The organism is Brevundimonas sp., assembly GCF_046299535.1.
In the GTDB taxonomy this organism is placed as follows: Bacteria; Pseudomonadota; Alphaproteobacteria; order Caulobacterales; family Caulobacteraceae; genus Brevundimonas.
Genome location: NZ_JBKBIB010000009.1, coordinates 89,090 through 101,082, shown reverse-complemented (window position 1 = coordinate 101,082; position 11,993 = coordinate 89,090). Strand labels below are relative to the sequence as shown.

The 11,993-nt window shown below is 67.6% G+C and carries 18 protein-coding genes; 6 read left to right on the top strand and 12 right to left on the bottom strand.

The window, feature by feature from the left end; genetic code table 11:
- Positions 1-13 precede the first annotated feature (13 nt).
- The 5 genes from ACK4FB_RS09140 (at position 14) to ACK4FB_RS09120 (ending at position 5,111) form a co-directional block, all read left to right on the top strand.
- Entirely contained in the window at positions 14-280 is a 267-nt protein-coding gene (locus ACK4FB_RS09140; RefSeq protein ID WP_409750898.1) for a hypothetical protein, read from the top strand.
- Complete coding sequence (locus ACK4FB_RS09135; RefSeq protein WP_409750895.1) at positions 277-561, top strand: type II toxin-antitoxin system RelE/ParE family toxin; 285 nt, start codon at positions 277-279, stop codon at positions 559-561. Before ACK4FB_RS09140 ends, ACK4FB_RS09135 begins: the two co-directional genes overlap by 4 nt.
- Positions 562-634: 73 nt before the next feature.
- A complete protein-coding gene (locus ACK4FB_RS09130) occupies positions 635-1,987 on the top strand; it encodes an O-antigen ligase family protein (RefSeq protein ID WP_409750892.1) in 1,353 nt (450 codons plus the stop codon).
- A 63-nt stretch (positions 1,988-2,050) separates the two neighbouring features.
- A complete protein-coding gene (parE, locus tag ACK4FB_RS09125; protein ID WP_409750889.1) occupies positions 2,051-4,126 on the top strand; it encodes a DNA topoisomerase IV subunit B in 2,076 nt (691 codons plus the stop codon).
- 199 nt (positions 4,127-4,325) lie between these two features.
- Entirely contained in the window at positions 4,326-5,111 is a 786-nt protein-coding gene (locus ACK4FB_RS09120; RefSeq protein WP_409750886.1) for a hypothetical protein, read from the top strand.
- Positions 5,112-5,114: 3 nt separating this feature from the next.
- Here ACK4FB_RS09120 and ACK4FB_RS09115 read toward each other — a convergent pair whose 3' ends face one another.
- Positions 5,115-5,717, bottom strand: coding sequence for a hypothetical protein (locus ACK4FB_RS09115; protein WP_409750883.1), 603 nt, complete (start codon positions 5,715-5,717; stop codon positions 5,115-5,117).
- A gap of 164 nt (positions 5,718-5,881) precedes the next feature.
- Here ACK4FB_RS09115 and rpmG point away from each other — a divergent pair, with 164 nt between their 5' ends.
- Positions 5,882-6,049: a 50S ribosomal protein L33 gene (rpmG, locus tag ACK4FB_RS09110; protein WP_021695965.1), complete on the top strand. Its 168-nt coding sequence runs from the start codon at positions 5,882-5,884 to the stop codon at positions 6,047-6,049.
- 79 nt (positions 6,050-6,128) lie between these two features.
- Here the strand turns inward: rpmG and ACK4FB_RS09105 are convergent, their stop codons facing one another.
- The 11 genes from ACK4FB_RS09105 to ACK4FB_RS09055 form a co-directional block, all read right to left on the bottom strand.
- Entirely contained in the window at positions 6,129-7,490 is a 1,362-nt protein-coding gene (locus tag ACK4FB_RS09105) for a PleD family two-component system response regulator (protein ID WP_409750879.1), read from the bottom strand.
- Between the two features lie 12 nt (positions 7,491-7,502).
- Positions 7,503-7,868: a response regulator gene (locus ACK4FB_RS09100; protein ID WP_292105212.1), complete on the bottom strand. Its 366-nt coding sequence runs from the start codon at positions 7,866-7,868 to the stop codon at positions 7,503-7,505.
- 347 nt (positions 7,869-8,215) lie between these two features.
- Positions 8,216-8,500 (bottom strand): hypothetical protein, encoded by a 285-nt coding sequence (locus tag ACK4FB_RS09095; protein WP_409750876.1) that lies wholly within the window; start codon positions 8,498-8,500, stop codon positions 8,216-8,218.
- A gap of 167 nt (positions 8,501-8,667) precedes the next feature.
- Positions 8,668-8,853 carry a hypothetical protein gene (locus ACK4FB_RS09090; RefSeq protein ID WP_409750873.1) on the bottom strand — a complete coding sequence of 62 codons (186 nt, stop codon included), beginning with the start codon at positions 8,851-8,853 and terminating at the stop codon, positions 8,668-8,670.
- A 17-nt stretch (positions 8,854-8,870) separates the two neighbouring features.
- Positions 8,871-9,050: a hypothetical protein gene (locus ACK4FB_RS09085; RefSeq protein WP_409750870.1), complete on the bottom strand. Its 180-nt coding sequence runs from the start codon at positions 9,048-9,050 to the stop codon at positions 8,871-8,873.
- A 31-nt stretch (positions 9,051-9,081) separates the two neighbouring features.
- Positions 9,082-9,471: a hypothetical protein gene (locus ACK4FB_RS09080; protein ID WP_409750867.1), complete on the bottom strand. Its 390-nt coding sequence runs from the start codon at positions 9,469-9,471 to the stop codon at positions 9,082-9,084.
- Positions 9,468-10,142 (bottom strand): MazG-like family protein, encoded by a 675-nt coding sequence (locus tag ACK4FB_RS09075; protein ID WP_409750864.1) that lies wholly within the window; start codon positions 10,140-10,142, stop codon positions 9,468-9,470. Before ACK4FB_RS09075 ends, ACK4FB_RS09080 begins: the two co-directional genes overlap by 4 nt.
- Positions 10,139-10,654, bottom strand: coding sequence for a tlde1 domain-containing protein (locus ACK4FB_RS09070; protein ID WP_409750861.1), 516 nt, complete (start codon positions 10,652-10,654; stop codon positions 10,139-10,141). The genes ACK4FB_RS09075 and ACK4FB_RS09070 overlap by 4 nt, the downstream gene beginning before the upstream one ends.
- Positions 10,641-10,916 carry a hypothetical protein gene (locus ACK4FB_RS09065; protein ID WP_409750858.1) on the bottom strand — a complete coding sequence of 92 codons (276 nt, stop codon included), beginning with the start codon at positions 10,914-10,916 and terminating at the stop codon, positions 10,641-10,643. Before ACK4FB_RS09065 ends, ACK4FB_RS09070 begins: the two co-directional genes overlap by 14 nt.
- On the bottom strand, positions 10,913-11,155 hold the full coding sequence (locus ACK4FB_RS09060; RefSeq protein WP_409750855.1) for a hypothetical protein: 243 nt from the start codon (positions 11,153-11,155) through the stop codon (positions 10,913-10,915). The genes ACK4FB_RS09065 and ACK4FB_RS09060 overlap by 4 nt, the downstream gene beginning before the upstream one ends.
- Positions 11,155-11,982 carry a hypothetical protein gene (locus tag ACK4FB_RS09055; protein ID WP_409750852.1) on the bottom strand — a complete coding sequence of 276 codons (828 nt, stop codon included), beginning with the start codon at positions 11,980-11,982 and terminating at the stop codon, positions 11,155-11,157. The genes ACK4FB_RS09060 and ACK4FB_RS09055 overlap by 1 nt, the downstream gene beginning before the upstream one ends.
- Positions 11,983-11,993 lie beyond the last annotated feature (11 nt).

Below are 11,993 nucleotides of genomic sequence, written 5' to 3'. Positions count from 1 at the left end.
CTATCGTCCGGTTATGGCAGACGGTGCGCTGAACCTGACCCTGAGCGACTACACGGTCGCCAAGCTGACCAAGAAGGCGGAGGCGCTGGGCGTCACGCCGGAGGCTCTGGCCGCGATGCTGCTGGACCAGCATCTGTTCGACTACGACGACTTCACCTGGACCAACGGCGATCCGCGGGACCCCATGCAGGCCGTCAGCGAAGAAGGTGCGCGGGATTGGAGCGAGGTTCGCCCTGAAATGGAGGCTTACCTGAAAGCCCAGCTCAAGGCGCGCGGTTGAGGGTTCGTCTCTCCCGGAAGGCTCAGGGGGACGTGCGCAGACACATCGACTGGCTGGTCGAGCGGTCGCCTAACGCTGCAGAGAAGACCGGACGCGCTATCTTCGACGCGCTCAGTCTTTTGGCCGAGTATCCGTTTTCAGGCGTGTCCATCGGCCAGAACCAGCGAGAGACCACTGTCCGCCTTGGCCACTTCGGGTTCGTCCTTCGCTATGAAGTTCGGCCGGACCAGATACTCGTTCTTCGGCTGTTTCACGGCGCAGAGGATCGACGCAGGCGTTGATGTAGATTCTGGCGCTCGCCCGAACCGGTCCCGGTAAGCCAATCCTTAACGCCCCGCGCGCAACCTCCAGCGCGTGACTCACGCACCCGCCCCGCCCCTGCACAGGACGCCGCCGCCCGGCTATCGGGAGCCGGCCATGTGGGAGCGCGTGGCCTCGATTATCCTGCTGATCATGCTGTCAGGCGCCATCCTGGGGCCGGTGTTCGCGCCGTCCAGCGGCGGGGGCGCGGAGTCCAGCCTGCTGCGGCTGATGTGGCTGCCGGCCTATGTGGCGATCCTCGGCCTGATGGCGTCGCGGTACGAGGCCATGGCGCGGCTGTGGTTTCCGCTGTTTCTCCTGCTTCTTCTGGCGTTGCTGGCCTATGCCTCGCGCTACTGGTCGCTGGCGCCGGACATCACCATCCGGCGGGTGATCGCCCTGGTGATGAGCACCTTCTTCGCGGTCTATCTGGCCGCGGCCTGGCCCGGGCGCCGGCTGCCGGTGCTGCTGACCCAGACGGCGCTGATTCTGGCGGTGCTGAGCCTGATTTTCGTGGCGGCCCTGCCGTCCATCGGCATCCACCAGGACGTCAACGCCGGGCTGTGGCGCGGCGTCTGGTACGAGAAGAACACCATGGGCTGGGTCATGGTGGCGGGGGCCGTGTCCGCCGCCGCCGTGCTGGCTTCGCCGGGGCCGCACCGGCGGCTGGCCATGGTCGCCTTTCCGTTCTGCGTCCTGATGATCCTGGGCACTCAGTCCAAGACGGCCCTGCTGTGCCTGATGGCGGCCTGCGGGGTGATCGGCGGGCTGTGGGTGCTGAGGAAGATCGGCCCGGCCCTGGCCGTGGCGGGACTCTGGACCGGCGTGGTGGCGGTCGCGGCGGGGATCGGCATTCTGGTGGCCGCGCCGGAGTTCATTCTGGAAGCCCTTGGCAAGGACCCGTCCCTGACCGGCCGCACCGAGATCTGGGAGGCCATCGGCCGCTTCAGCGAGCAGCGGCCCATGACCGGCTATGGCTACGCCGCCTTCTGGGGCCTGCATTCGGACCCGGCCAACTATATCCGCGTCCAGAACCAGTGGGACGTGCCCTCGGCGCACCAGGGCTGGCTGGAGGTGCTGATCCAGCTGGGCTGGATCGGGGTGTGGTCGGTGGGCGCGGTGGTGGTGGTCGGCGTCATGGGCAGCTTCCTGCGCCTGCCGGTGGCGGGCCGTCAGGAAGGCTTCTGGGCCGCGGGCTATCTGGCCGCTTTCCTGCTGCTGAGCCTGTCGGAAAGCGTGCTGCTGCGGCACCAGGACCTGCCGTGGGTGCTGTTCATGGCGGTTCTGGCGCGGGCCTTTGCACCTCTGACGCCGCCGGAAGGGATCGACGAGCCGAGGCGGCGCGCGGCCGCCAGACGGCCCGCGGCGAGGCCCCTGCCCGCCCATGCCCGGGTGGTGAACCGCTGACGCTTGCTACCCGGGGCGTCGAGGCTTAGCTGATCGCTCCCCGAATCGCGGCAAGACTGGCGCATGGCTTCTTCTGCTTCCCTGTTTGACGATCTCCCCGAGCCCGCCCCCAAGGCGGACAAGCCCGAACTGAAGGTTCAGGCCCCCGCCGCGCCCGAGGCCGTGGCCGCGCCGGTGGAGACGCATCCGGCCCCGACAGGCGGGGCGGCGAACGCCTATTCCGCCTCGTCCATCGAGGTGCTGGAAGGGCTCGAGCCCGTGCGCAAGCGGCCGGGCATGTATATCGGCGGCACGGACGAGCGGGCCCTGCACCACCTGTTCGCCGAGGTGCTGGACAACGCCATGGACGAGGCGGTGGCCCGCCACGCCAGGCTGATCACCGTGGATCTGGACGCCGAGGGCTTCCTGTCGGTGCGCGACGACGGCCGGGGCATCCCGGTGGACCCGCACCCCAAGCATCCGGGCAAATCGGCGCTGGAAGTGGTCATGACCGTGCTGCACTCAGGCGGCAAGTTTTCCGGCAAAGCCTATGAAACATCAGGTGGCTTGCACGGCGTGGGCGTGTCGGTGGTCAACGCCCTGTCGGAGCGGCTGGACGTCACCGTCTGGCGGGACGGGCACGAATGGCGTCAGTCCTTCAGCCGGGGCCACCCGCTGGGCCCCATCGAACAGGTGGGGACCAGCCGCAAGAAGGGCACCCTGATCCGCTTCCGCCCGGACGACGAGATCTTCGGGCACGGCGCGGCGTTCAAGCCGGCGCGCCTGTACCGCATGACGCGGTCCAAGGCCTATCTGTTCCGGGGCGTCGAGATCCGCTGGACCTGCGCGCCGGAACGGATCACCGACGCCACGCCCGCCGAGGCGACCCTGCACTTCCCCGGCGGTCTGGCCGACGCCCTGGCCGAGCGCATCGGCGAGATCGACACCGTCACCCCCGCCTTCGCCGGCCGGGTGGAGAAGAAGGGCGAGGCCGGGGCCGTGGAATGGGCCGTGACCTGGTCGCCCATCGGCTTCGGCGACGCCGACAGCTTCGTCTCGTCCTACTGCAACACCGTGCCGACGCCCGACGGCGGGACCCACGAGGCGGGCTTCCGCGCCGCCCTGGTCAAGGGCCTGAAGGCCTATGGCGAGATGTCGGGCGAGAAGCGCGCCGGGCTGATCACCGCCGAGGACGTCATCGCCAACGCCGGGGCCATGGTCTCGGTGTTCATCCGCAATCCCGAGTTCCAGGGCCAGACCAAGGATCGCCTGTCGTCGCCCGAGGGCCAGCGGCTGACCGAACAGCTGGTGCGCGATCCGTTCGACCACTGGCTGACCGAAAGCCCCAAGCAGGCCTCGACCCTGCTGGGCTTCGTCATCGACCGGGCCGAGGACCGGCTGCGCCGTCGCAAGGACAAGGAAGTCCAGCGCGCCGCCGCCACCCGCAAGCTGCGCCTGCCGGGCAAGCTGTCGGACTGCTCGCGTCAGGCGGCGGCCGGCACCGAACTTTTCATCGTTGAGGGTGACTCGGCCGGCGGTTCGGCCAAGCAGGCGCGGGACCGCACCACCCAGGCCATCCTGCCCCTGCGCGGCAAGATCCTGAACGTGGCGTCGGCCACCGCCGACAAGCTGCGCCAGAACGTGGAACTGACCGACCTGATGCTGGCGCTGGGGGTGCAGGCGGGCAGCCGGTTCAGCGTCGATGACCTGCGTTACGAGCGGATCGTCATCATGACCGACGCCGACGTGGACGGGGCGCACATCGCCGCCCTCCTGATCACCTTCTTCTACCGCTCCATGCCAGACCTGATCCGCCAGGGCCGCCTGTTCATGGCCCTGCCGCCGCTCTATCGCCTCTCCTCCGGCCCGCTCAGCGACTACGCCCGCGACGACGCCCACCGCGACGAACTGCTGGCCACCACCTTCAAGGGCAAGAAGGTCGAGATCGGCCGCTTCAAGGGCCTGGGCGAGATGATGGCCGCCCAGCTCAAGGAGACCACCATGGATCCGAAGAAGCGGACCCTGGCCCGCGTCACCCTGCCCGAGAGCGAGGATGAGATCATGGATCTGGTCGAACGTCTGATGGGCCGCAAGGCCGAGGCCCGCTTCGACTTCATCCAGCAGAACGCACGGTTCGCCGTGGCGGAGCTTGACGTCTAGACCGGCCCGCCCCTGCCCCTTCCCCCGGAGATCAGCCATGCGACCCTCGCCCGCCTAGCGAGCCGCCGCAATCGGCTACGACACCCGCCGCGGCCGCCTGCTGGCGCCCAGATCGTGGCGTCCTCACTGACGATCTTCGACATCGACGTCGAGCAGTAAGACTGGTTAGGCTGCTCCACGCCTTGGAGGGAAGTCTGACATGCGCCATCTGACAGCTTGCCTGACGATCGCCGCCATTCTGTCCGGAACGGCGGCGCTGGCCGATGACCGGACCGCGCCCGTCCCCATCGAAGCCTGGAGCCTCGATCGGATTTCCGAGTTGGGACGTGAGATACATCGTCACGACATCGCCGCCTGGGTGGCGACGGACGTCATGCTCGCACAGACGAACGGTGCGCCGCCGCCGGACCTGCGAGGCTGGATTGTCTCACCGCGCAATGAGGATCTTGTTGTTCGCTTCGTCCGACTGGATGGAGACGTCATCCGTCCCGGATGGGATGTCGTGGTTCAGGAAGGCGTGGCCGGTTCCCTCATCACGGCGACAGACACTATTCTTTCAGATGCGGAACAGGCACAATTCCAAGCGCGCCAGACAGCTATCGCCAACCTCGGCGAACTCCGATGCACGCCCAGCTTCAACAGCATCGTCCTCAAGGACCCCGATGGTGAAGGGTGGCTGGTATGGATGCTGGCCGCCACGTCGGAAGCCGGTGTGATTCCCGTGGGCGGGCATTACCGATTCCGCATCAGCGCGGATGGACGAAGCGTTCTGATGCGGGATCAACTGAGCAATAGATGCCTGAATATGCGGCCAGAAGGCGAGGATGTCGTCATGTTCGTGACCCACATGCTGTCGGACACCCCGGTCGAGACCCACGTTTTCCTGTCGTTGATCAACGGAATGGCGCTCTATGTAGCTGCCGGGGACTTCATCTACGCCGTTGAGGGCGACCGCATCTCCGCCGCCGCCCCCATTCCGCAATAGGCGTTACTCGTCCAGCGGCTCGGTCAGGTCGAAGGCGACGCGCAGCAGGCGGTTCTCGCGGGCCAGTTCGTAGACATAGGTGTCCCCGGGGTTCACCTCGACAGCCCAGACGTTGGTGGTCGAGACCTGGGCGTCGGTGCGGTTGAACAGGTCGATGGAGAACTGGTCCACCGGGAACTCCTGGCGCGTGGCCGTGCCTTCGGTCTCGGTGTCGCCGCCGTACCAGTGCAGGGTGTGCTCCGTGCCGTCCGGGTCGCGGTGATCGTGCTTCAGGGTCAGGCCGCCGTCGTCGTTGCGGGTGATGACCCAGGTGCGGCTGTGGTCCTCGCCGACCCAGAACGGGATGCGGATCTCGCTGTCGGAACAGTCGCGCACGTGCATCAGCAGGCGCTGGGCGCGGAAATCGTCGTCCACGGGGTCGTCGGTGATGACCTGCCCCTCGAACCGCTGGCCGCACAGCTCGGTCAGATTGGCGAAGAAGGCGTCCTGGGCGTCGGCGGTTTCCACCGCCGGGCCCTCGTCATTGGCAGGCTGCGAGCAGGCGGCGATGGCCAGGGCGGACAGAATGGCGACGGGGGCGCTGAAGGCCTTGAGGGTCATGTTCATGGCGGCCCAGCGTAACGGCCAAGCCGTGCGACACAAGGAAAACCGGTGCAGAAGCGCACAGGACCTAACCCGCCGTTGACTTTGGCGCGGGCCTGAGTATGTTCCGCCGCTCCGATTTTCGCGGCCGGACATCACTTTCGACCGCTTGCTCCAAGGTAGTCCCGATGGCCAAACCGGCTTCCATCAAGATCCGCCTGAACTCCACGGCGGACACCGGCTTCTTCTACGTCACCAAGAAGAACGCCCGCACCATGACCGAGAAGATGGTTGTGCGTAAGTACGACCCGGTCGCGAAGAAGCACGTGGAATTCAAGGAAGGCAAGATCAAGTAACAACTTGATCTGCTAGTGGAATTGGACGCCCGGTCGCAAGACCGGGCGTTTTTCTGTGTCCGGGGCGCGGACGGGGGCGTCAGGCCGCGCGGGCGATGACGCGATCCCGGCCCGAGGTCTTGGCCTCGTAAAGCGCCTCGTCGGCCCGCTTCATCAAGGCCTCTGGCGTATCGTGAGCCCCGTCGGTGGCGGCGACGCCGACCGATATGGTGACGCTCAGCAGTTCGCGCCCGCCCATGATTCGGAACGGCGTTCCGCCCACGTCGCGGCGGATCCGGTCGGCGACCCGCTCGGCGGCCTGCAGCGAGGCCCCGGGCATGACCACCACGAACTCCTCGCCCCCGTAGCGGCATGGCAGATCGATGGCCCGCACATTGGTGGCCAAACGCACTGCGAACTCGCGCAGGACTTCGTCGCCCGCGTCGTGACCGAAGCCGTCGTTCACAGCCTTGAAGTGATCAATGTCCAGAACCATTACCGCCGCGGGCTCGCCGCCGCGCGAGGCGCGGTTGGCCAGGGCCTGAAGCTGGGTCGTCATGTAGCGCCGGTTATGAAGGCCTGTCAGGGCGTCCGTAACCGCCATTTCCAGGCTGTGGTCCAGCTTGTCCCGCAGGAAGTCCGTGTAGCGCTTGCGCCGGATCTGGGTGCGGGCCCGGGCGGCCAGCTCCTGGGCGTCCACAGGCCGGGTCAGCACGTCGTTGACGCCCAGTTCCAGCGCCTTGACGAGCCGCTGCCGATCTTCCGGTTCGATGATGATGAGCAGGGGCAGATGGCGGCTGGCTTCCGCCGAGCGAATGTGCGCCGCCAGACGCAGGCCGTCGAAACTGTCGGCCGCCGCGTTGATGATCATGAGGTCGACGGGCCCGCGCGACGCCATGAGAGCGTTGCCTGCGTCTGGTTCGATGACCGGGCGATGCTCGCCCTTGAGCTGTTCGAAAATCCGGTTCGCCTGGCGCTCGTTGTCGTCCACGATCAGGACACGGCCGCCGATGCCGCGCATGCGGGCCGAGCCCTCCTCAAGGCCCAGACGCCGCCCGGACTCCTCGCGCTCGCGCAACTCGTCCATGACCAGCTTGAGCCGGCTCAGCGAGCGGACACGGGCGAACAGGACCACGTCGTCGATCGGCTTGGTGACGAAGTCGTCGGCCCCGGCCTCCAGCCCCTTGATGCGGTCCTCGCGGCCATCCAGGGCCGTGACCATGACCACGGGGATGTGGCGGGTCGCGGGATCGGCCTTCAGCCTCCGGCAGGTCTCGAAACCGTCCATGCCGGGCATCATGACGTCGAGCAGGATGATATCCGGCTGGTCGCGCGCCGCGATTTCCAGTGCGGTCGGACCATCGGAGCATTTCAGGACGTCATAGTACTCGATCGTCAGCTTGGCCTCGAGCACGCGGACGTTCGCCTCGACGTCATCGACCACCAGAATGCGCGCGGTCATGGAGCTGCCTCGTTAAGACACATACCGTTTCACGGTGTCCAGAAAACCCATCACCGAGATGGGCTTGGATATATACGCTTCGCACCCCCCCTCACGGATGCGTTCCTCGTCGCCTTTCATGGCGAAGGCGGTGACGGCAACGACGGGAATATGGGCCAGATCCTCGTCCTCCTTGAGCCACTTGGTGACTTCGAGGCCGGAGATTTCGGGCAACTGGATGTCCATGAGGATCAGGTCGGGGCGATGCTCGCGCGCCAGGGCCAGAGCCTGCAGTCCCTCGCGGGTTTGCAGGGTCTCGTACCCCTGGGAATCGAGCAGGTCATGAAAGAGCTTCATGTTCAGCTCGTTATCCTCGACGATGAGGACTTTCTTGGACATCATCACCGACCGGTCTGTTCCCTGCCGAGACGCTTTGGTCATCCCCATATGGTCGGGAAGGGCCTGCATCTTGTTAAGCGCCACTATGGCCGGGCATCCTTAAGTTGGCGTTATCGCGCGCCGAACCCCGTTCCTTTATTTTCAAAGGGTTTGACGACGCCGCCTGTCCGACTTCGGCTTAAGTGTCGGGCCAAGTCGGACGCTGACGGGGCGCGCCGGGACGTGGCGGCGGCTGCGGCTGGAACAGGTCGGAAAGCAACGACGCCCCGCCGGGACCTTCCAACCGGCGGGGCGTCTGCATCGCGCGGCCGCCACCCCTGAAGGCCGCGCCATGTTCGCAGAAGGATCTAGCCGGCGACGACGGCCAGGGCGGCCGTGGTGACGTTGGCCGTCCCGATGGGAACCGCGGTCACCTTCAGCACGCGGAAGTCCGCTTCGTTGTTGCACACCACCTGGATGCGGTCGCCCACGGCCAGCTGGGCGCGCACGCCATTGAAATATCCGGCGGTGACGACGGCGGCGATGGCGTCGGCGCCGGCCTCATACCAGAACAGCGAGCGGGTCTGCTTGGCCGAACCGGAGGCGGGCTTCAGGTTGGCGGGCTTGGACAGTTGGTCAGCGTTAAGGGCCATGACGGGCGATCTCCTGCTTTTGGCTCGGCCGCCCGATCGGCGACCAGATTGCAGGTTAGGCCCGACCGACCCCGCGCAACGCGCACAAGACAAAAGCCCCGGCCATTGCTGACCGGGGCTTCGTCGCTTCGGAGGGCGGCGGCGCTGCGCCCCCGTCGCTGGCCGGGTTACGCCTCCCCGGTGTCCTCTTCCTCTTCGTGCACGACCTCGAGGGCCACCAGGCCGTCCAGGTCGCGCTCTTCGGTCTGGCCCGCCTCGATGATGGTGGACGTGCCGCGCTGGCGGTTGCCCTGGATCAGGGTGATCTCGGTGACGCGGGTGCGCTCCGTGGTCTCAATGGTGATCTTGGTCATGGGTCAGTCTCCTTGGGTTACTTGGGTTGTTCGGCGCGCCAGCGGTCCTGCAGGGCGCGTTCGGCGGTCAGGGTCTCCACGGCCAGGGCGCGGGCGGTCTCGCACTGGACCAGGGCGGCGGCGCGCTGGATGGCCACGGCCTCAAGGTCCGCCCATGTGGCGTCCTCGGGCAGCAGCGGCAGGGTGCAGGGCGTCAACGCGAACGCCGGCACGGTCAGGCGCGGCGGGTCAATCGGCGGGGCAGGTCGCTGGAACCAGCTCGCACATCCGCTGCTGATGATCGCGGACACGAGAACGGCGCTCAGGGTCCAGGGGCTCGTGCGCATCGGGGGCGCTCCGGGTTTCGTGGATGACGGGGGCGGTGGCGTCGATCACCTCGATCACCTGGCGGTGCGTGGTCTCGACGCGCTGGATCTGTTCGGCCTGGCCCTGGCTCTCGATGCGGCGTGCGCTCTCTCCGGCCTCGGCCGTGTCGGCGCGGACCGCTTCCCGCTCGGCCCGGCTCTCGGCCGACCAGGGCAGGAAGGACCACAGGCCGTTCCAAAGGCTGACCGCCAGCGCCGCAGCGATCAACGCCGCGACCCCGACAGCCAGCCATGTGAGGGCGGCGCGCTTCATGCGGCGGCTTCCTTCTGCAGCCGCGCGGCCTCGGCCTCGAACTCGGCTTCCGACACTTGGTCGATGCCCTCGCCGCCCTGCTCGATGACGTGCAGGAACGCCCTGTCGAACATGACGTGGACCGGCGTGGTGCCGATCTCGCTTTCGCGGTTGAGGGCGTGGCAGACTTCCTTGGCGAACTCGGCCGGATCCGTGACCTTCCAGCACCCGTGAAGGATTTCGTTGGTCGCGCAGGAGCCGGACACGATCAGCGGCAGGGCGTCCACGTCGATGCTGATTACGATCTTGCCGTCCTTGATGACGGCCTGCGCTCCGGTCGCCGGTGCCGTTGGAACCGGCTCTGCGAGGCGATGAGGCAGGCCCACCTTTTCCGAGGTTGCGTTGAACTTGGCGACGACGGCGGCCGACAGATCGACCCCGGCCGTGATCGCGCACAGATCCGCGCATATGACGACGTCGGCCAGCTCTTCGGCCAGATGCTCCAGGGTGTCACGCGAACCCGCCCAGCCGTGCCGCTCCCGCTCCAGCTTCTTGATGACGTTGCAGGCTTCGCCCGTTTCGCCCGCCAGCTCGTTGCCCCTGAACGACAGGGACGGCGTCTGATCCGGGCACCAGGCGGCCTGCCGGTCCACGTTGGCGCTGTGCAGCGCGTCGAAGGTCAGACCTCTCACCGCACCACCTCGATCACCTTCAGCCCCGACGCGGCGATGGTCTCGCGCACGGCGCGGGGCAGGATGATGCAGCCGGAGCTGGCGTCGCCCACGCTGTTGTCGCCGTGGATCTGGAAGGCGCTGCGCCCACGCGCGTCATGGCCGATGGGCTTCAGGTCCATGACCAGCGGCCCCGTCTGGCTCGAATTGCGCAGAGGGCCGATGGAATAGCGGCCGCGGGGGATCGGCCCCTGGGCGCGCAGGGTCTCGCTGTCGGGGTTGTTGCGGTGCAGGCCCTTGCGGCCGGAATAGCCACGCGCCACCAGCCTGCCGTCGCGGTAGAGCACGCCTTCCGACTGATCCCACGTCCAGCCGTCCGGGCGGGCCTTGTCGGCCGGACGCGGCAGGTTCGGCCGGGCGGCCTCGACCAGCGCATCCCACGCCGCTTGCGACAGCCGGCCCCACTTCCCGTCGATATCGCCGGAATACAGGCCCAGCGCGGCCAGCGCCTTCTGCACGTCAGTTCTGGTCATCGTCCGCTCCTCTCGCGGCCGGGCCGTGGCGGATGGCGGCCGCCTGGGCCATCATCTTCACCATCTGTTCGGCGCTCGGCATGGTGAATGTCATCACGATCACGACGGCCAGCAGCCACGCGATCGGCTCGGCCGGCACGCCCAGATGGCCCGCCGCGCCCAGCAGCACGGCCAGGCCCAGCGTCACGGCCCACCCGTAAACCTTGCGGTTGCCCCATCGGCTGTGGTCGATGGCGGCCGCGGCTTTGGCGGGATCGGTCATTGGGGCTGTTCCAGACGGCGTTCGATGCGCGCGACGCTGGCCTGCATGGCCACCATGCGCTCTTCCACCCGCACCAGCGCGCCGGCGCCCAGTGGCGCGGTCTGGATTTCGAGGGCGGACACCCGCTGGTTCATGGCGCCATAGGCCGCGCCCATGGTGATCACCTGCGCCACCATGGCGACCACGAAGGCCGCCCAACCGGGGCTGACGCGGCGGCTATGGGTTCCGGTGTCCGTCATCACGCCGCCTCGGTCAGTTCTTCAAGGGCGGTGTTGCGGGCCATGTGGCCGCGCAGGACGCTGTCGGCGATGGCCGTGCGCGTGGCCAGGTCGTGCCCGGCCCCGGCGATCAGCTCCAGCCGGTGCAGCTTGACGTCAGAGACATAGCCCGCGCGGCTGGCCCCGATCCACAGGGGCAGTTCGTCATTGGCCGCGCCGGCGGACCAGACCACCTGCACGTCGTCGGTCACGCTGTCGTCGCTGAGGTTGATGACACGCGTGCGCCATTCGTCGCCCGTGCCGCCCGTGGGCTGGCGCTCGAAATAGAACAGGCGCGGCACCGCCACGCCGGGCGTGGTCAGGTCCACCGTCTTGACGCCCGTCGGGTCGCCGCCATAGGCGATGCCGCGCGCGATGGTCGCGGACCAGAAGGCCAGCTGATATCCGCGCGACGCCGTATTCTGGAAGCTGGACAGGATCGGCGCCCGGTGCAGACCCGAGGACGCCAGCCCGCCGGCGGTGCTCCACGCGACCGCATAGCCGCAGAACTGCCGGGGCAGGAACAGGGTCGTGCGCAGGCTGTCCAGCCCGCCCCGGAACTCCCAGTAGTCGTCGTGGATCACCGGCGCCCCGAAGATCTCGTGATCCGCCTCGGCGTTGCGGGCCAGGGGCGCGCGGTTGCGCTTGCACAGATTGCGCGCCACCGCGTCGGACGGGTTGGCGCGTCCGAAAATCCAGCTGCCCAGGTGGTTGGGCTCCGCCACGCCCGGCAGGCGGGTGACGGCGTCCGGGGATTTCCACGGGTCACGGTCGGGAAAGTTGATGCGCGGCAGCGGCGTCAGGGCCATATCGTTGCGTC